This is a genomic window from Paenibacillus sp. NPDC058174, assembly GCF_042883865.1.
In the GTDB taxonomy this organism is placed as follows: domain Bacteria; phylum Bacillota; class Bacilli; order Paenibacillales; family Paenibacillaceae; genus Pristimantibacillus.
Map to the genome: position 1 here is coordinate 195817 of NZ_JBHVUY010000004.1, position 19452 is coordinate 215268.

Here is a 19452-nt window from a genome sequence, read left to right on the forward strand (position 1 = left end):
CAAGGAGTGGAAAACAATTAAAACAAAATGTTTTCCGCGGTTTTATTGTGTCTGAGGAGTGCATAGTGATGAAAGAGAGAATTATGGAGGCCGTTCAGCATGAGGTGTCGCAGCGCGGTTTGAAGTTTTCAATCCGCGAAGTCGCAGCCAGAGCCGGCATCAGCACAAAGACGCTGTATCAGAACTTTTCCTCCAAAGAGCAAATTGTCGCCCGCCTCGTTGAGGCATCGATAGAGGATATGAGAGCGCAAGAGGCTTCGTTAATGCAGGATCAATCGCTGACGACATGGGAAAAGCTGCACCATACGCTCGTTAATTTGCCGACCGGCTATGCGTTCTACGACATGCGCTCGATGCAGGATTTGCGGAATCTGTACCCGGAACAATGGACGGTGATGGATCGTTTTCTGAAGGAAGGCTGGGATCAAATCCGGCTGCTTATTGCACAGGGCCGTGAGGAAGGCCTATTGCGAAAATTCGATATCGACTTGTTTATCGATATGTACGTCGGCACTTTTTATTACTTTATGGAAACGAAAGGCGGCCTGACGCTGGATCTTGCAGTGAAACAGACCGTCGATATTTTAATGCATGGGATTGGGATGAAAGAAGGAGAAGGCGCATGAAGGCATACTTATTTCTGGCGCTCGCGATCGCCAGTGAAATTGCGGCAACGTCGATGCTGAAGGCGTCAAACGGCTTTACGAAGCTTTATCCGAGTATTGGGACGGCAATCGGATTTGCTATAGCCTTTTACTCATTATCGCTGTCGCTTCAGCAAATTCCGCTTGGCGTGGCCTATGCGATCTGGTCTGGCGTGGGTACTGCAGTTACGGCGGTAATCGGCATTGTGATCTGGAAAGAGACAGCGAGCTTGTCGACGGCGGTCGGCATTGTATTGATTATTGCAGGCGTCGTTGTGTTGAATATGAAGGGCGCTGCCCATTAATGAGATGAAGGAGCAAGTGAAGCCAGAGCGGCTGAGCCTGCTCTTTTTTATGCCGCCCGCACGATTTTTGTACAGCCGGAATAGTTTGGAGGGGGAACCATAAGATATTTGTAAGCGCTATCAATTGGAGGTGTTATCATGGGGACTCGTTTGTGGATGGAGCATGTCATCAAGCAGCGTTTTCCGCATGTTCGGTATATACGCATTCATAGCACGGGCAGCCACAAAGCCGTTATTTACGCGTGGGATGAGCATTTAAGCTTATCGGAAAAGGATACGTCCGACCTGCTTCGGTTCGCTTCGGATCATTTGCCGCAGGACGTCTGTTTTACGGTAAAACCATATTCCTATGCAGTAGAGGACGGTATCGCTCCAATTGAAGTGCCGGAGCGGCTCAGGAAAGCAGCGATGAACGGCAGTCTGGATCAGGCTGGTGTGTTTGCCGAACTGAACGGTTTGTTTACGGGCGTGGTTGTGGCCTATAGACGCTACGATCTTCGCACGGGAACTGTTCATCTGGACGCATACAGCTGCGCTTCCATTGAGGAGCAGGCCAGAAGCGTCATTCAGTCGTATGTAAATGAATTGATGCCGGTAGGCTCCACGGCGAGAGTCTTTTTCTATGGAACGTAACCTGCGCTTGTTCGTGAGCAGCCGTCATACGAGACGCTGCCGTCCTAGGCGGAAACGGCCGGCTGATCCGAAAGCTCTGCTTGATGAGAGCAATACTTCCGATTCCATTAACGGCAGCATTCGGCTGCCGCAGGAATCGGAAGAACGGCAAAGCGATCGTGAATAGAGCTTGTAATAAGGCGGGGGGCACATGCTCATAGTCCAGATTCTTAATTGCCCCCGGCTGCTTCCAGCGCGGCAATCATCGCTTTATAGCCGCGCTTCTTCGCGTGCTGAAGCGGCGTTGTACCGTCGCGGTCAGCGAGATTTACGTCTGCGCCATTGTCGATAAGCAGCTGTACAATTTCGCTGTGCCGCTGGCCTCCGTCACCGAGAATGACCGCCTCCAGCAGCGCCGTCCAGCCTAAATTGTTGACATGATTAATCGCAACCTCGGATTCTGCCAGCAGCATCCGGACGATTTCGACATGCCCGCGGTCCGCTGCCGGAATGAGCGCTGTACCGCCAAACCGGTTCGTCATCGCAGGATCGGCCCCGGCTTCAATCAGAAGCTTCAATATTTCAGGTAGGCCTTCAGCGCCTGCATACAGGAAAGGGTTGTCCAGCCGATTATCCTGTATATTAATATCCGCTCCGGCTTCAATTAGTGCCTGGACGGTCTCCGGTTTGTTGCCGTGTACAGCCGCCATAATCGGCGTACGCCCTCTGGAATCCCGTCCGTTAATATCGGCGCCGCGTTCCAATTCACGAAGCACCTCGTCAGTCCGGCCTGCTTCGGCCGCTCTAAACAGATTTTTCATCTGAACATCCTCCGTTTCTTCTGTTACCATATTGCTGGCTCCATCATTCGGTTTTATTGGCGAATGCCCGCTTTGACAGCCATTCAGCAGTATCATGCTTAACAAAAGCAGCCCTATTCCACTGCGCATTCGTCTATGCATCTGCGTGTTCTCCTTATTCGTGCCTGTGCTACCGCCATAATAGCATGAAGTGCTCATAGGCAAAAATACGGATTTCATCGCTTATCCATATGCTGCGCATATAGCTTGTCCGCTAGTGCAGGCCTGCTAGGCTGTCCATTTTACCAGAAATGGCTGTTTTCGGGGATATTTGACCGTTCTCGCCACTATATATGAGTGAAGAGAATCATCGGAGCGGGAGGCTGAGGCAGGTGGCATGTATCAATTTTGGCGCAGCCAATGCATTTAATGTTTTTTTGTTCGGGGATCATACGCAGGTGAATGCCGCTGCCCAAGGGAGGGTAGCGGTGGGAGGGAAGGCCAGCTATCGGGACTATTCTGTTGGAACCGCCTTGCCTGTCTCCACGACGGACGCACAATTAATAATAGACGGCGATATCAACATCATTCGGGGGACAAATAACGGCAATACAATTGCCGCTCCGGCCTCGATAGTGACGCAATATACGATGAGCAACCGGAATGGAGTGCCTGCCCAGCCTCTTATCGACGAAAGAATTGATTTTGAGGAAGTGCAGTCTTTTCTGGAATGCTCTTCTGCCGCATGGGCGGCACTGCCGGTCAATGGCACAGCAGTTAGTCAATTCGGCGGCCTGGTTCTTACAGGACAGGATCCGGTGCTGAACGTATTTACGTTCGATGCCGGCAATATCGATGGAAGCGGTGTATCGCTTGCCGGTGCGAACAATGTCACGATTCATATTCCAAATGGTTCTTTTGCATTGATCAACTTGCTTGGCAATAATATCGGTTTTGGCAGCTACAGCATTACGCTGCCGAACGGGAGCGATTCTGTTGCGCCGGGCAGCCGTATACTGTGGAATGTCCCGGAGGCTGCCGCTTTTTTTCACCACAGCTTAATTATTACGGGGTCGGTGCTGGCGCCATTAGCCGTTGTAACAGCGATGGGCTCGGGCCAATTGAACGGCCAGCTGATTGCCTTGTCTTATGACGGCAATACGAACAGTCTGATGGAAGCCTCGTATCCGTTTATGGGCTGCTTGCCCAATCTTTGCGGCCTGCCCTCCCTGTCGGTGATAAAAACCGCGCAAGGCGCTGCTCAATTCGCAGGGGTACCAGGTACTCCTTTCGTTTATCAGGTCGTTCTGCGGAATACCGGTGTTGTTCCGTTAACTAATATTTCGATCAATGATAGTCTGCTTGATGTTCAGCAGATTGTGGCGACATTAGCACCGGCAGAAATGTATGTCTGTAAATTCAATGCGGTTATAAGGGAGGGAAGGGCCGGGGAGCAATACGACAACGTCGTCACTGTCAAAAGCGATCAAACAGCGGAGCAATCGGCTTCTTCACGTATCGTTATTGAGTCGCTGCCTATCGATGTATCTTTCGTTGAGACGGTAAATAAGAAGACTGCGCTTCCCGGGGAGGAAGTTGTTTTTAGTTATTTTTTAGTCAATAACGGAAATGCGCCGTTAACCGATGCGACGGTCACCGACAATTCGCTGCGCGTATCCAAAACGTTAGGCACAGTTTTCTCAGGAGAACTGTTGTCACAGACGTACAGGATCCCGCAGAATGCAAAGCCGGGGTCTGTTATTACGAGCACGGGAAGGCTGATGGCTGCCAACCTACTTTTTCCGGGCTATCTCCAAGCTTCTGCTGCCGTACTTATTACTGAAAATCCTGCGGTCAGCTTGAGTAAACGGAGCAGCATGGAGGAAGCGTTGCCGGGAGACGTCATTACGTATGCGATTCGGATTTCCAATGACTCGATTATTACAGCAGCTAACAATCTGCAAATTATTGATGGACTGCTGGGCTTAAATAAATCGATCGATACGCTGCCGCCAGACTCTGCCGTCACTTACACTCAATTGTATAAAGTTCCCGCTGAAGCCCCGGCAGGGAATACGATCGACAATACGGCAACGTTGCGATCGGCATATGGCGTCGAACAGGCATCTAATACGGTTAGAATAGGCAGCAGTCCAGGACTGCTTATTGCCAAAGATGTTGATAAGGAGTTTGCGAGCCCCGGCGATCTCATCAAATACACGATAACATTGATTAATACCGGCAATACGGTTCTGACGGATATTACGTTGACGGACTCGCTCGTTGGACTCAGTCAGACCGTTCCGCCAATACAAATTGGTGAAAAAGCTGTTGTCACAGCAATCTATTTCATTCCGAGGGATACGCCGACGGACACGATTATCAGCAATACCGTCGTTGCGCAGAGTCCGACTCTCGGTACGATAACGGATGATGCATCAGTTATCGTTACGACCGTATCATTACCACAGCCACAGCCAGGATCAGAACTGGAGCCAGAACCACAGCCAGGATTAGAGCCCGGACGGGTTCCAGCGGAAGCTATGCTAAGTGTAACCGGATTTGCGAATCGTTCACTGGCAGCTCCTAACGAATCGATTGTTTTCACCGCTATCTTAACCAATATATCCGGCGTCACCATAAGGAATATTCAATTGAAATCTCCTCTTTTTCAATACAATGGACTGCTGCAGCAGCTGCCTCCCGGTCAGAGCTATCGCTTGGAGGGTGTGTTTGCCGTACTGCCGGATACACCGCCGGGTACGGTCATTAAAGGATCGCTAACAGTAAATAGCACACAAACAGAAGAGATGACTGTATCCGCCAATGTGGTGGTACTGGCATCGCCAAATGTGAGCTTGGAGTTATTTGTGGCACCAACCGAAGTTATTCAAGGAGAAGCTGTAAATTATGTTGTCAGAATACGCAATACGGGGAATGTTGATTTGACCAACGTCTTCATCCGGGACTCGCTGCTGCTTCGCTCAGTTCGGCTGAATCGTTTTGTAGAGGGATCTGATCTGCGAGGAAATGTACGGGTTGTTGTGCGGGCAGCGCCGGGCAGCGTTGTGACCGACCGTGTGAAGCTGACCTCGGATCAGCTCAATCTGGACAGCAGTGTTGCAGCTTATACGGTATTTGGTCTGGCCGTGCAATTAAGCGCTAATCGTTCGGCGGCGATGGCAGGAGATACAATCGTGTTTTCCGTGACGGTCACGAATCCTTCCTTGACGGAAGCGACAGGCATAACTTTACTTGAGCTGCTGCCTCCGTTGACCTCCGCATTGCCGGGAAGCTTGACAAGGAACGGCGTGCCGCTTCCCGCTAATAATTTTTCGGCAGGCGTGCCCCTCGGAGAGCTGGCTCCAGGAAACTCAATCGTACTTACGTACGGCGTCATATTGAAGGCCGAAACAAGCAATGGTCTGCTGCCAGCTCAAGTGTCTGCGACATTTTTCTTCCCGTCGACCTCCAGACAATTGCGGGGTGTTTCCGATTCGAACCAGCTGGTTCTAACGATTGAAGAAGAGGAGGAGTAGATGACCGGACCCGCATCTTCCCGTCACAAATTATAGGAAGGGGAAAATCGTCCGAAGCATGCGTTTTTTCTTGCGGCTGCCAGTTGCTGCAACGGGAAGATCGGGAAGATACTTGGAAGGAGGTCTGGAGACAGCTGCATTTTGAAGTGCCGCATACAGGGTCTCGACGCTTGCCGAAAGCTGGGCGAGGGTCTGGCGTATTTCCTCCATCTCTTGCCGATGATGCAGCAGCTGGAAGGTTACGACCTCATCTGCTTTATGAGAGAGGGATGCTTCCAGCTGACTGAGCCGGATAAGCAGCGGTTCGGGCTCTTCCGTAACAGGCGGTGCAGCCGAAGCAGCCGAGAGTTTGGCTGACTGCAGTTGGGGTGACAGCAGAAGAGGCTCTTCGCTAGCCGGGAGCTTGATATCGGGCAGTCCAGTGCCTTCTTCCAGTTCGGATTTTATCCGTTTCAGTTTATCCAGCGCTTCATCGTCAAAAATATAATGGCCAAACATGTCTTTCGGAAAAGCGGACGGGAACAGGGAGACCCAACGTCTGACGGTCGTTTCGCTGACAGCAAGCTGCTGAGCAGCTTCTTTCGTTTTCAGCAACGTCATGAATGATCACCTCACGGTTCGGAATATATCAGGTATTCGCTCTGAATGCGGAAGTCCCTTCCGGTCTGACAAAGGTAGTGTTCAATCGCTAAAAGAAGTGATTATTTGCTATTAGCGGCGGACAGATGATCGCAAGAAGGGGCAGGGATTCATAGGAGAAACTCGGCAGTCCGCCCACACCGATAGGCGGTTGCGTACGTACAATAACCTAATGAACCTTACTTAGAGCAGGAGGAGGGGAAGCTTTGATTGTCATTTCAGGCGTGAACACGGAGCAGGCGATTCAACAAATGCCTTTATCGGAGCTGGAGAAGGAGATTGTTCGCGACAAGCAGATGAGCCCGGTCGTCTATCGGTTTGATTCGCCGGAGGCGCTGCGATTCGAGCTGGCGATGCGCCAAAGCATCGTTAATGCGGCCAAGGCGCTGCACGACAGCGATGCGTCGTTTGCGATTTTTGAGAAGTCACGCTGCAACAGCCAATATTGGACGCGGACGGACAGCGGCGGCTTCCAATTGAAAAATGGAGTCCGGCCGTCGGATGCCATTCGCGACATTTTCACCAATGGCAAGCAATACGCTTTTGAATGCGCGACTGCCATCGTGATTACCTGGTATAAAGCCATTCTTGACGTTATTGGCGATGACGCGTTCAACCTGTATTTCACCAACCTTTACCTGCGTGATTGGAATCATGATAGCGATCTCTGGCTCATTTCGACACATGACAGCAAAGAATCTTTTCCCGGCGATGTTCTTTATTTCAAAAATCCGGATCATAATGTGAATACGCCGGAATGGCAAGGGGAGAACGTCGTGAAGCTGAACGGCAATCTTTTCTTCGGACATGGCGTTGGCATCGAGACAGATGATGATATGATCGCAGCGCTGAACAAGGCCCGGGAACCAGGAAGCAATACACCGGCGTATTTGTCGGATCTCGTCGTGTTTCCGAACTTTGAATATTTGCGCAGGCTTTCCGTACGTTTGCATGCAGAGCTGAACAGGAGAGCAAGAGAGAAGAAAGCATCCCGGCAAGAGGTGCCGATCATTGCAGTGATCGGCTCGCAGAAAGTTGCGCGGTAGCTGCAATGGGTGTAAGAGCTAGCTACTAGCTCTGCAGGATTGAATAGGGAGCAGTGGGAGGGTATGCGGAGCCCGATTTCGCTAACGCTTTTTGAAGCGGGCATAGGGGTAAAGCTAGTACTCAGGCTGAAATTAAAAAGTATGCGTCAGAACGAAGCGGTTTCGCTAAATAGAGCAGGCAGCTTCGCTGGACAGACTGCTGCGCGAGAGGCAGCTTGTAATAGCGAAGTGAATTTCGCAACTCGTGAACCAAGGTTCACGGAAAGCGAAACTTGCTTCGCTATTTGTATTTGAGCCGGATTGGAGCGCCTGTATAGCGAAATCTGCTTCGCAAAACAGCGAACCAGCTTCGCTAAGCAATGTATGCGTGTTAACACGGTGCGCGCCTCCCAGCGCGCGGTGCCGTCGCGGTACGTATGGTACTCGGTCACACGCCGGTGCGCAAAACTTTGCAAAAGAAAATAAAAATCGGCGAGCTGGGTGATCGCCGATTTTTTGGTTAGGAAATAACGCCCTTTGTTTGATTATTGAACGGCCGCTTATTCGTTCTCCCGCCTTTGCCCAAAATGTACCGGGCGATCAGCAGGTTGGGTACCCACGCCAGCCAAGCGATAACAATAAAGGTTTCGTTGGTGTCGCTAATTCCCAAGATGATTGCTGCCAACGTTGTATAGAGGCGAAGGGAGATGGCTGCGCAGGAAAGCGCATAGTTATAAGTCATCCAGCGGCCATGCTTGGCGGCATCGCGATGGACGATGATACTCTCCAGGCTCCGGTACAGCGTGTAGAGCCAGAGGAGGGACAGTACGCTGAAGCCGATGCGGGCGCTCCAGCCTCCATTGGAATAAAAGGCGAGATAAAGGCCCGTTAGACCGCCGATTGCTATCGCGGCCGAGTACAGATAGCCAATGGCCCGATGAAGCCAAGGCACCCTATGTCGAAGCCGCTTCACGAATTGAAGCCAGCCTATCGCCAAGGCGATTCCGGCGGACACGGCATGCGCCCAGAGGATTCCGTACCAAATGGCGGGCATTGCTCCTTTTTCCGTAACAAATAGCTGCTCTCGCAGACCTTCCGGCGAACCATAAAACATAAGTGCGTAAGCCCCAATTGCCAGGGAGAAAAAAGCGAGTGCCCCAAACGCCCATAATCGAAAAACTTTGCCGCTCATCTTCATGGAGGCATCTCCTTTGAATATTTGGAATAAGTTTACTTTATTGTTTCCATTGTAACATTGGAGCAGCAGCACTTGAATAGACCTGCGGCGGATGGAAATACCCGTCTCAAGTTGGGGGTAATTGGTCAGTACCAAACCCGGCAGAGGGGTGGTCGCACAACAACTTGCTAGAAAGCTAAAAATGGCGGTACCGGGGATCAAATCCCCAGCACCGCCATTACAATATCTGATTACCAGTTGGAGCCGCCGGAGGAATTCCCGCCGCCACTATTCTTATTGCTTCCTCCGCTGAATGAAGATCCGCCAGAGGAGCTTTTACTGCTGCCGCCGCCGAATGAAGATCCGCCAGAGGAGTTACTATTACTGCTGCTGCCCCAGCTAGAGCCGCCGCTGCTATTTTTAGTTTCCGGCTTTTTGTCGGGTTGCCGTGAGCTGCTATTGCTGCTGCTACTGCTGCTAAACCAGGAAGAGCTGGATTTTGGTTTAGGAGGTTTAGGGCGAGGCCGCTCTTCATACTCTTCACGATCTTCATTGGTTGTTTGATAATATACAGCGGCTCGGGTCGCTTGGACCCGCTGTTGCTGCTGTATTTGCGCATTTGCGTGCAGCTGGCTTTGGATACGATTGGCGCTGCTGAGGGAGAGAACGAACTCTTCCAATTGTTTGAGCCATCCTAGCGCTTCCTCGTACATGCCGGTCTGAATGCAGCGTTCTGCCGCATTTTTCAATTCATTATAGGATTGCTTGATCTTCCGTTTGTACAGCATCCCTTTGGCCAATACCAATTGCTGCTTAAAGGAGGTGTCCAGCATCGTAAGCTTTTGAATAGCCGTATATTTGTTTTGTTCGATCCGCTGAATCATCGTACAGATTGAAGCCACCGTTTCGTGGAAGCTGTTACCGTACTGCTCAAGCAGCATCAAGTTGCATGGACTGCTGGTTGCTGCATTCTGGAATGTCTCTGATTGCGTGCGAATGGCGCTTTCTGCGTCATGTATGAACTCTGGCGTCAGAAAAATACGGTTAGTCTTACAATGCTCAATGGCTTGGTTGTAAAGGGAAAGATCGGCATCGAACTGGTTGCGCAGATCATAATTGGCCTTATCCCATTGCCCGATCGTCTCGAGCATGGAGGCTGCAGCAGCTTCAAATGTCTCGAAATCTTCAGCTAAGTCGTCGAAAATGTTTTTGGCGGACTCAAAGTTTTGCTCGCGGTCCCCGGTCTGGGTTTTCGCAATATCCAGGTCCTTGCTCGCCGCAGCTAGATCCCTCTGCCAGTTGTCATATTCTTCTTGCATCTCTGCCCACAATGATTTTACATAGCGGTGAGATAATTGCAGCAATTCGTCGTTCAATCTATCACGTGTGACGATGAGCTGCTTAAGCTTATGGTCCAAAGCTTCAGCCTTGTCCATGTTGCTCCGTCTGAGTTCACCCAGCTTGGTAATGCTGGTCACGGCTTCACGCAGAAGCTTCAGGCACTGCTCCCACAAGGAGCGTGCGAGTGAGACTTGACCTTGCTTTAATTCATCCAGCATCTGCTCCGACAGCGTTTTACTCCGGTCAACGAGAGAGAGAGTGTCGGCTTCAAATGCATGCAAATTATGAATGTGAATGATTTCTTTGACGCTTTCGCGGCAATTTCGTTCCTGCTCGGGGAATCCGAGCAATAGGCCATGCAGCTCCACCAGCTCATCGTATTCCGATTGCAAGGCATTACAGGTACGCTCCGCCTTTAAGGCCCATTCTGTCCCTGAGAGCACATCGAAAGCGGATTGCTCCGTTGCTTTGGCAAGTACGTTTTTGGCTTCCTCCAGCGATTGACGGAGAGGCATCAATTGGCTGCCCAGCTTCTGGGCCATATCATTAATACCGATTTCGATCCGGTTCAAGTTGCCGGCAATCCGGCTGGCGAACGGCCCAAGCTTTTTCTCGGCGTCCGCTAGTTCATTGGCCTTGCGTGTAACGACGGCAATTTTCTTCTCGTTTTCTACCATATGCTCGGTATAGAGGAGCAGATTGTAATAGAGCATCTTTGTATTCAAAACCATAATAGAGTCGGCATCCATTGCTTTACCGATGTTTTCCGTATCTAGCAGAAGCGTCGTTAATTGCTTCTCTTGATCTTTGACGACAGCGCCTGTCCGGCCCTGGCTCATCTCCGCGAGTGGAGTAAGCGAGTCCAGCGCTTGAGCCAGTTCAACGGACTGCATCGCTATCTGCTCACGAACTTCCGCAAGCTTCTTTTTCAGCTTCAAGCCGCCGAACAAACGCTTCAATATTATAATGGCTGCTATTATGAAAGCTATGAAAAGGAAGAATATCAATACGCCTATGAAAAATGGTGCTACGTTAATAGGCTCGCCAGACGATTCTGGCTTCTCCGCTTTCTCAGTCTTTTCCGGTTTTTTTGTACCCTCAGTCTTTACCGGGCTTTGAGCTCCGGCTGCAGCTGGTTTCTCAGTAGGTTTAGCTGTCTCCGCGGGCATCAGCTTATTCATCGAAGTCATTAAACTCCGTACAGCACCTGTGAAGTCGCCTTCCTTGGCGGAGGGAATGAAATGCTTATCGACAAATTCGACTAGCTTCTTTTCGTTTTTGTTTCCGTCGCCGTCATAATCGGCAGGCAGCTTATCGAGCTTTTTCTGAAGCTCCTTGTTGTTGAAGTTAACTTCTACGCGCCGCTCTTGGTCAGCGATTACGATTAATATATCGTTTTTAGTCAATTCCCATTTTTTATAGACTCCGGTAGCAAAATTAGCGGAATCCTCGCCGCCTAGCGATGGGATCGTAAGAATATAATAGTGCAGGCTGCCGCTAACGGCTTCGGCCCGCAGCGCTTTTTTATCCTTCTCCTGAAAATATTGGGCGCGGTCCTGCACATGGCCTAAGTTTTTAGGATATTCCGCTGCAAAGATCGTGCTTGTCCCCAGCAGCATACAAAGAACGAGGAACACGGCAATTCGCATTAGTCTCAATGAAAGTCCTCCTTAACGCACGGAAATCAATCTATTCCAGCATTTTCTATTCGTCTCTCTAGTATAGCGGAATTGTGACGTTAGCACTATACACAAAAAACAAGCTTCGACAGCAGCTGTCGAAGGGTACGCTGAGAGCAGCTGATAATTGACGCTTTAAGGAAGGGGTGTTTTAATATTGAGATAATATGTAAAAAAGAAGGTGCGATTTTTGAGTCATGATGATGCTAATAATGGAGGGCAGCAGTGGAACGGGGCGCAATCAACAAGCGGTACGCCGTTAAGCCCGCCGCCTTATTATTTTAACCAGACGCCGGAGCCTCCGATGCAGACATTGTCTGCCACGTATTCCAGCTCGATCTTTTTTCGCCGGTGGGGTGCTACCGTTATCGATTCTATTTTATTGCTCTTGATTTTGCTTTCATTCTACGGAGTGCTGGGCTCTTATATCAGAAGTGATAATTTAGGCGCTATTTTGCTGATCGTGGTTGCGTACCCTCTCTTGGTGTTTGCCTATTATATTTTGCTAGAGGGACTCACCGGTTATACGCTTGGCAAAATGCTGCTTAGAATTCGGGTTGTGAATGGAGAAGGGGGTACACCCGGCTTTGTTAAAGGTCTCATTCGATCTTCGGTACGAATCATTGACACCAATCCGTTTCTGGCGGGAGGCTTGCCGGCAGGTATTACGGTGCTTGCTACACGGAACAAGCAGCGGCTTGGCGATATGGCGGCTAAAACCTTTGTCGTTAAAGTTCGGGATTTAGAACCGGACAAGCGAGGAAATAACGTGGTGCTGGCGCCGGTATTTACAGTCATCGCTCTGATTGGCCTTATTGGCGGGGTGTTAGGTATTGTAAGTCTAGTCAAGGCAAGCAACGCAAGCGACAGCAACTTGATCAGTGATTTTCAATCGGAGTACAGCGACGCTATGGAATCTGAGGAGCAATCGACAGGAGATATCGAGTGGACCAGCCGGGACGCTGCATTTAAAGTGACGACTCCTTCTTATTGGGAAGAAAGTGTGATGTCTGAAGAGGGTAATGGGGTTAATCTATCCTTGGTTGACTTCGAGAACAATTCGCTTATGGTCGTCTCCAAGAATATAGAGCCGGGCGAAATCGATTCTGATCTGCTAAGCGATTATGCGGAAGCCTTCATGGATAACTTGGTGATTTACGATGATACGACGATCGTTGAGGAGCCTGTGGCGCTCACTGTTAACGGATATGACGCGCAGAAATTTATTATCCAGATACAAATTGAGAGCTACGAGTATGTTTATTTGGTTGTTGTCATTCAGACAGAAACTGCTGTCCATCAGTTTATCGCATTATCCGATGTTGATAAATTTGAGGCGGTTCAGTTTGAACTGGAGAACATAATAGAAAGCTTCACAGAAACGGCCTACTCTCTGTAGAGGGGCGTATGTTCAACCAGGCGACGGTGTAATAACCGCCGCCTGGTTTTTTTACAGCGTTATTTCGGGATTTGTCCATTGGCTTTGGCGATTACCGTTTCAATCTGCTGCTCATAGCTGTAGATGCTCTGCTTTTGCGCGATGATTTGCTGCTGCCAGGACAGCATCCGCGTGAACGATGTGGAGGAGGCTGTTGCATCTCCTTTGCGAACGGCTTGATTCAGCAAAGTTCCCTCTGTCGAAAATGACTTTTTCAAGCTGCTGATTGTCCCTTTTGCTGCCTTGATTTTGACTTTCAGCGTATCGGCGCTGGATAAGGTGGTATTAATCGTCTTCTTGGTTGCTATCGTTTCCGCTTTGGCCTTTTTCAGCGCTGCCTCCTTTTGTTTAATATCTTCCTTAGCTATCGTGACTGCGGTTTTGGCCGTGTCCACTTGAGGCTGCAGAATAGCTACCATTGCCTTATTTTTAGCGGATTTCGCCATAGCGAGCTGCTTTTTCAACGTCTCATGCATATTAAAGAGCGGCTCGTATTTTTTTCGGGCTTGCACAATCGCTTCGGAAAGCTTGGCGTGTTTGGCGACATCGATTTCTTTCACTTTAGCGCGGGCCGCTAGCATGTTTTCCTCATTACGATAATGGAGATCGTTAATTTTTTTGTCCCATTCGATATCGGATTTTTGGGATGTCTGCAAGTCGCTGTACTGCTTGGCCAGCTTTGATGCTGTCGCGGCAGGAGCAGCGGCAATCATTTTGTCATAGGCGGTTTTGGCGGTAACGGTGAACTCGAACGGGGCGGCATTAGCGGCAGGCACGGGCAGCGAGACGGCGGCGGCTAAAGATAGCGCCAGCATGATGACGACAAGCTTCGATTTTCTCAACAACATGGTCTTACCTCCTTGGTTTACGGCTGAACATGCAAAAAAGCACCTGCAAAAGGAAGGCGCTATGCGCCTCTCTCTTACGGGTGCTTCCCATTGTTAGCCGATTAAATTGGTTGAATCGCTATCAATATACAAGAATATCCAAATGATAGTCAAGCTTTTTCTGAATGGAATAAAAGGAAGCATCGCTAGTCCTTTGATGCGGCATACAACGGATGCATAACGGAAGAAGCGGCGTGCAATGATAGCCAAGGAAGTTGATTTCTTCATGGAGGAGGTGTGTTGCAATGTCAGGCAGAAACAACAAGCCCGATAATGATGGACCGGCAAGCAGCCCGGACCGGTTAGATCAATTCGGGGATAAGCTGGCACAAAGAAATGAAGAGGAGTTTCAGTCGGCTGCCGAAGAGGTATGCGAGACGGATGCTGCTCCTCAGTCCCAGTCCTAAACGATCTGAACTAAAGCCCTTCAAACCGGCATCGAGTAATCCTTTGGGAGACCGATGATGCGGCTTGAAGGGCTTTTTTTGCTGATACAGCCCGTTCTCGTTAACGCTGCGATTGCCGCTGCTCGCGGAACAGCTTGGGCGCTTCGCCGGACAGCTTCTTGAACAGCCGCGAGAAATAGAACACATCGCTATAGCCGAGTGAAGCGGCAATTTCCTTCACGGGCTGATCGGTGTTGAGCAGCCGGTTTTTGGCTTCCGCGATTTTGAGCCGGTGTACATACTCATGCAGTGCAAAGCCGGTATATTCGCTGACCGTGCGGCGAAGCGTTGAGAGCGACCAATGATGGCGCTCTGCGAATGCTTTGGCATCGAAGGGCTCATGCAACGACTGCGATAAGTCCTCTAGAAGCTGGGCAAGACGTGCGTTTTTTTCAATAGCAGGTGAAGGCAATTGGCGCTGTATCCATTCGAAGACGGTCGCCTCCAGCAGGAGCGCTGCCCGGTCGGCATTAGCCGGCTGTCCGCTCTCCATTAAAGCGAAAATCCGGTCGATCCGATTTTGCTGGGATGCGTCGATTCCCGGGTAGACAACCGATCGAACGGGAATAGCCCAATCCCGAACCCATTCCTCAATGCGGCTCCCCTTGACCGTAAAATAATACTCGTCCCAGTGTCCGCCCTCGTCAGGCCCATAGTTATAGACGACACCGGGCTGGAAGAAGAATAGACTGCCGGCTTTAACCCGCTGGGGAGAACCTCCGCTCATTTGAAAGCTGCCAGAGCCTCCGGCTATATATACAATGGCCCAGTGATGGAATACCGCTTCATGGCGAAACAAGGTTCTTCCCGGCAAATGGCCGACATTGCGGATGACGAGCGAACGAACAGACAGCTTGGCCGGATCGAGGGTCAGATCGATTACCCGTATCGGTTCAGTGCTGATCATATAATCCATGAACTTAACCATGTTGTTCATTCCTTTCCTTTATATAATCATGTTAAGTTTGAATGGTTAAGGATGCAAGGATTAGTTATATGAAGCATGGAGGCGAAGAAAACGATGACAACACTCAAGGTTGGCGTTATAGGCGCAGGTTCCATTTCCAGCACGCATTTACAGGCATATTCTATCCATCCCGAAGTAGAATTGGCAGCGATTGCCGATCTTAACGAAGGGCGCGCGCAAGAGAAGGCGGAACGCTTCGGCATTCCTCGCATTTATACCGATTACAGACAGCTGCTTGCCGATCCGGCGATAGATGCGGTCAGCATTTGTACATGGAATAACACGCATGCGGAAATTGCTGTAGCAGCTCTGGAAGCAGGCAAGCATGTACTATGTGAAAAGCCGTTGTCGCAGACGGTCGAACAAGCTCAGCAGGTAGAGGCTGCCGTCAAACGGACGGGCAAGCTGCTGCTTGTAGGTTTTGTCCGCCGTTACAGCGATCAGGTGAAGCTATTGAATAAATATAGAGAAGCCGGCGCATTTGGCGATATTTATTATGCGAAGGCGTCGATTATACGCAGGCTCGGCAATCCAGGCGGCTGGTTCTCCGACAAGGAACGTTCTGGCGGCGGCCCGCTTATCGATCTTGGCGTACATATGATTGATGTATGCTGGTATTTGATGGGCAAACCGAAGGTGAAATCGGTCAGCGGCAATACGTATCGGCAGCTCGGCAACCGTTCGCATGTGGAGGGTCTTTCCTTCTACCAAGCAGCCGATTATGATGCGGATAAAAATGATGTTGAAGATTTGGCTAATGCTCTTATTCGATTCGAGAACGGGGCAAGCTTGTATGTCGACGTGAGCTTTACGCTGCATGCTTCCAAGGATGAATCCTCGGCCAAAATTTTTGGCACCAAAGGCGGCGCGGAGCTGGAGCCGGAGCTTGTCATTGTTAGCGAACAGTTCAATACGATCGTGAATATAGAGCCGCAAATCGATCATCTTACCTTCCAATTCCAGTCGGCGTTCAATAACGAGATTGCTCATTTTGTCGCTTGCTGCAAGGGCGAAGCGGTGCCAGTCAGTCCGGTTGAAGACGGTCTGGAGCTGATGCGGATTTTGAATGCGGTTTATCAATCGGCAGCAGAAGGACGCGAGATCGTACTGAGCGATGGGGAGGAAGGATAACGATGACTGAGGTGAAAATTAACAATCCGGTTGGCGTAATCGTCGAGAGCTTTAATGCAGGGCTGCGCGGCGGTCTGCAGAAAGCGAAAGAGGTTGGCGCAGACGGCGTTCAGATTTATGCTGTGAGCGGCGAGATGGACCCGGACAATCTTACGGCGGAAGCGCGCAAGGAATTGAAGGATTACATTGCTTCACTCGGATTAACGGTATCTGCCCTCTGCGGCGATCTTGGCGGTCATGGCTTTCAAGACCGGAAGGCTAATGTGGAGAAGATTGAGAAGTCCAAACGTATTCTCGATCTGGCGCTCGATCTTGGCACTTCTATTGTAACGACGCATATCGGCATCATTCCAGAGGACAGCAGCTCCGAGATTTATGCGGCGATGCAGGAAGCTTGCGAGGAGTTAAGCAATTATGCGAGTGAAAAAGGCGCTTATTTTGCGATAGAGACTGGACCAGAGCCAGCTGCAAGATTGAAGCAATTCCTGGATTCCTTGTCTACAAACGGAGTGTCCGTTAACTTCGATCCGGCGAATATGGTCATGGTTACAGGCGATGATCCGGTACAGGGCGTCTACTTGCTGAAGGATTATATCGTTCATACGCATGCTAAGGATGGCATCAAGCTTGCCGATGTTGATCCGCGAGCAGTCTACGGTTACTTAGGTTATGGCGAGATGGATCACGACACGATATCGGAAATGGTGACGCGGGGCGAGTTTTTCCGCGAGGTTCCGCTTGGCGAGGGCGGCGTAGATTTTCCGGCTTATTTAACGGCGCTGAAAGAGATCGGCTATACAGGCTACTTGACGATCGAACGTGAAGTGGGAGATCAGCCGGAGACGGATATTCGCAAAGCGGTACAGTTTCTTCATTCTTTTAAATAGGGCAGGCAGGGAGGTTCACCATGGGAGCAAAAATCGCGCTAAGCGCATGGAGCTGTCATTCCTTCTATAACGATGGATGGACAAATGCGCAGTTTATCGAATTTGCGGCAACGACGGATGCACAGGGCGTGGAGCTGCTTAGCTTCTATTGGAATCCGGAGCGGGACCCGGAGGAAGTGAAGGAGGCTTTGGCCCGTACTGGGCTTAAGCTGGCTTGCTTCGGCGCTTCTAACAATTTTGCTGACGCTGACCCAGAGAAACGGCAGGCTCAATTGGCGGACATCAAGTTAAGTATTGATAACGCCGTCCTGCTGGGAGCGGGTGTCGTGCGCGTATTCGCAGGCGATTTGCGGGACGGGCTTGTTTTCGACGAGGTGCGTTCCTGGATTATTGAAGGCTTGAAGGAAGCTTCAGTGTACGCGGAAGAGCAGGGTATCATGTTGTGCTTGGAAAATCACGGCTTGCTCGCTGGCAAAGCGGAGCAGGTTGCGGCAATTATACAGGATGTCAATTCGCCTAACTTGCGCTCTACGTTTGATGCCGGTAATTTTCTGCTTGTTGATGAGGATCCCAGCAATGCGGTTCAAGAGTTGAAATCGCTGGTTAGGCATGTGCATGTGAAGGATTTTGTACAGGTGGAACAAGATTATGAAGGCTCGTTCTACCGCTCCTTAAGCGGGAAGCCTTATGCCGGGCGCGTTGCAGGCGAAGGCGTAGTCGACTTGCCGTTTATTATCGGGCAGCTGCAGGAAATCGGTTATGATGGCTGGTACACCGTGGAGTACGAAGGCGATGAGGAGCAGCAATCTGCCTCAAAGCGCGCGTTGGCGACATTGGAGCAATTGCTTTAGACTGCGGCTTGAGAGCAATGATTGTATGCGGGGTTAGATAATGAAGCATACTACAATTAAGCGGATGAATGAGCTAAGTTCGGGGAGTACATTGTCCATGCCACATGCTGTGAGCTGTAAGCGTTGAATGACAAAAAAGTTGCAAAATGTTAATATTTACGGCGAGTATGCGCCTCCAATGTCCGGTATGATAATGAAAAAGGCAAAGGAGGGTCATGCATGGGCGGCGTACCAGCTGGTGTATGGATTTTTGCTATTATTATTGTGGCCGTGCTCACTTGGATGACATTGTGGGTAACGAAAAAGGCCTATTCGAAAAAATGGGACGACTCCGACGTATAAGCCGGAGCCACAGCATTCATGTATAGATGGGGGCCGTCATCTCGAATCGTTGATTCGGGATGGCGGCTTTTTCGCATAGTTGCATTCATCTGGGGACGGGGCGATTGCGGATGATGCTTAAGGAGGACTGGCTTCAGGCGCATCGGCGAGGTGGTAAAGTTAGTTAAGTAACATTGCTGTTGTCGGTTTTGCGATTGGTGCAGTTTAGCGAAGCAGAGTCGTTAATTAACGAAGCTAAATTCGCTAATGGGTGGTTGGAACGGCGGTTGTTGGGCAATAGCGAACTGAATTTCGCAGTTGGAGAACCTAGGTTCACGAGTAGCGAAGCTAGCTTCGCTGTAGCTACAGGGCATGCTTGCAGCAGGCAGCACAGCGAACTTGTCTTCGTTAAATAGCGAAGCTGGTTCGTTCTGAGTTTGGGATGAGCGCAAATTTGGACTCTAATCGCAGGAAGGGGCAGGGATGGTTAAGTGGGTTAAGTGAAATTGTTGTTCAGCGAAGCTGGTTCGCTAATTAACGAAGCTAAATTCGCTAAAGTGTTGCTAGAACGGTGGTTGTTGGGCAACAGCGAACTGAATTTCGCAGTTCGTGAACCTAGGTTCACGAGTAGCGAAGCTACCTTCGTTGGAGCTGTAGGGCATGCATGCTGCAAGCAGCGCAGCGAAATTGTCTTCGCTAAATAGCGAAGCTGGTTCGTTGCAAGTAGTGTGATGAGTGCAAAGTTGGATTCTAATCGCAGGAA

General features: G+C 50.2%; 18 protein-coding genes. 12 read left to right on the forward strand and 6 right to left on the reverse strand.

The features are described 5' to 3' along the window. Positions 1-68 precede the first annotated feature (68 nt). The 4 genes from ACFVVF_RS20100 (at position 69) to ACFVVF_RS20115 (ending at position 1748) form a co-directional block, all read left to right on the forward strand. Positions 69-626 (forward strand): TetR/AcrR family transcriptional regulator, encoded by a 558-nt coding sequence (locus ACFVVF_RS20100; protein ID WP_387813557.1) that lies wholly within the window; start codon positions 69-71, stop codon positions 624-626. Further along, a complete protein-coding gene (locus ACFVVF_RS20105) occupies positions 623-949 on the forward strand; it encodes a DMT family transporter (protein ID WP_387813559.1) in 327 nt (108 codons plus the stop codon). The genes ACFVVF_RS20100 and ACFVVF_RS20105 overlap by 4 nt, the downstream gene beginning before the upstream one ends. A gap of 138 nt (positions 950-1087) precedes the next feature. Then, positions 1088-1582 (forward strand): hypothetical protein, encoded by a 495-nt coding sequence (locus tag ACFVVF_RS20110; protein ID WP_387813561.1) that lies wholly within the window; start codon positions 1088-1090, stop codon positions 1580-1582. Continuing rightward, positions 1572-1748: a hypothetical protein gene (locus tag ACFVVF_RS20115; protein WP_387813564.1), complete on the forward strand. Its 177-nt coding sequence runs from the start codon at positions 1572-1574 to the stop codon at positions 1746-1748. Before ACFVVF_RS20110 ends, ACFVVF_RS20115 begins: the two co-directional genes overlap by 11 nt. 43 nt (positions 1749-1791) lie before the next feature. On the opposite strand, the gene ACFVVF_RS20120 is transcribed toward ACFVVF_RS20115, so the two are convergent. Further along, positions 1792-2523: an ankyrin repeat domain-containing protein gene (locus ACFVVF_RS20120; protein WP_387813567.1), complete on the reverse strand. Its 732-nt coding sequence runs from the start codon at positions 2521-2523 to the stop codon at positions 1792-1794. Between the two features lie 230 nt (positions 2524-2753). Here ACFVVF_RS20120 and ACFVVF_RS20125 point away from each other — a divergent pair, with 230 nt between their 5' ends. After that, positions 2754-5900, forward strand: a complete 3147-nt coding sequence (locus tag ACFVVF_RS20125; RefSeq protein ID WP_387813570.1) for a choice-of-anchor A family protein — start codon at positions 2754-2756, stop codon at positions 5898-5900. A gap of 30 nt (positions 5901-5930) precedes the next feature. On the opposite strand, the gene ACFVVF_RS20130 is transcribed toward ACFVVF_RS20125, so the two are convergent. Beyond that, entirely contained in the window at positions 5931-6500 is a 570-nt protein-coding gene (locus ACFVVF_RS20130; protein WP_387813573.1) for a MerR family transcriptional regulator, read from the reverse strand. A 245-nt stretch (positions 6501-6745) separates the two neighbouring features. Between ACFVVF_RS20130 and ACFVVF_RS20135 the strand changes: the two genes are divergently transcribed. Further along, entirely contained in the window at positions 6746-7585 is an 840-nt protein-coding gene (locus tag ACFVVF_RS20135; protein WP_387813576.1) for a protein-glutamine gamma-glutamyltransferase, read from the forward strand. 499 nt (positions 7586-8084) lie between these two features. Here ACFVVF_RS20135 and ACFVVF_RS20140 read toward each other — a convergent pair whose 3' ends face one another. Continuing rightward, positions 8085-8756 carry a DUF2306 domain-containing protein gene (locus tag ACFVVF_RS20140; protein WP_387813579.1) on the reverse strand — a complete coding sequence of 224 codons (672 nt, stop codon included), beginning with the start codon at positions 8754-8756 and terminating at the stop codon, positions 8085-8087. Between the two features lie 236 nt (positions 8757-8992). After that, positions 8993-11731 carry a TPM domain-containing protein gene (locus tag ACFVVF_RS20145; protein WP_387814284.1) on the reverse strand — a complete coding sequence of 913 codons (2739 nt, stop codon included), beginning with the start codon at positions 11729-11731 and terminating at the stop codon, positions 8993-8995. A 220-nt stretch (positions 11732-11951) separates the two neighbouring features. Here ACFVVF_RS20145 and ACFVVF_RS20150 point away from each other — a divergent pair, with 220 nt between their 5' ends. Beyond that, positions 11952-13160: an RDD family protein gene (locus ACFVVF_RS20150; protein ID WP_387813582.1), complete on the forward strand. Its 1209-nt coding sequence runs from the start codon at positions 11952-11954 to the stop codon at positions 13158-13160. Positions 13161-13219: 59 nt separating this feature from the next. On the opposite strand, the gene ACFVVF_RS20155 is transcribed toward ACFVVF_RS20150, so the two are convergent. Next, a complete protein-coding gene (locus ACFVVF_RS20155; RefSeq protein ID WP_387813585.1) occupies positions 13220-14047 on the reverse strand; it encodes a hypothetical protein in 828 nt (275 codons plus the stop codon). Positions 14048-14331: 284 nt separating this feature from the next. Here ACFVVF_RS20155 and ACFVVF_RS20160 point away from each other — a divergent pair, with 284 nt between their 5' ends. Next, positions 14332-14493, forward strand: a complete 162-nt coding sequence (locus tag ACFVVF_RS20160; RefSeq protein WP_387813586.1) for a hypothetical protein — start codon at positions 14332-14334, stop codon at positions 14491-14493. Positions 14494-14593: 100 nt separating this feature from the next. Here ACFVVF_RS20160 and ACFVVF_RS20165 read toward each other — a convergent pair whose 3' ends face one another. Beyond that, positions 14594-15460: a helix-turn-helix domain-containing protein gene (locus ACFVVF_RS20165; RefSeq protein WP_387813589.1), complete on the reverse strand. Its 867-nt coding sequence runs from the start codon at positions 15458-15460 to the stop codon at positions 14594-14596. A gap of 93 nt (positions 15461-15553) precedes the next feature. On the opposite strand from ACFVVF_RS20165, the gene ACFVVF_RS20170 reads away from it, so the two are divergent. The 4 genes from ACFVVF_RS20170 to ACFVVF_RS20185 all read left to right on the forward strand — a co-directional run bounded on the left by ACFVVF_RS20170 (position 15554) and on the right by ACFVVF_RS20185 (position 18710). After that, complete coding sequence (locus tag ACFVVF_RS20170; protein WP_387813592.1) at positions 15554-16630, forward strand: Gfo/Idh/MocA family protein; 1077 nt, start codon at positions 15554-15556, stop codon at positions 16628-16630. A 2-nt stretch (positions 16631-16632) separates the two neighbouring features. Next, positions 16633-17517: a sugar phosphate isomerase/epimerase family protein gene (locus ACFVVF_RS20175; RefSeq protein ID WP_387813595.1), complete on the forward strand. Its 885-nt coding sequence runs from the start codon at positions 16633-16635 to the stop codon at positions 17515-17517. Positions 17518-17537: 20 nt separating this feature from the next. Then, entirely contained in the window at positions 17538-18368 is an 831-nt protein-coding gene (locus tag ACFVVF_RS20180) for a sugar phosphate isomerase/epimerase family protein (RefSeq protein ID WP_387813598.1), read from the forward strand. Between the two features lie 219 nt (positions 18369-18587). Further along, positions 18588-18710, forward strand: a complete 123-nt coding sequence (locus tag ACFVVF_RS20185; protein ID WP_387813601.1) for a hypothetical protein — start codon at positions 18588-18590, stop codon at positions 18708-18710. The last annotated feature ends 742 nt before the right edge of the window (positions 18711-19452 follow it).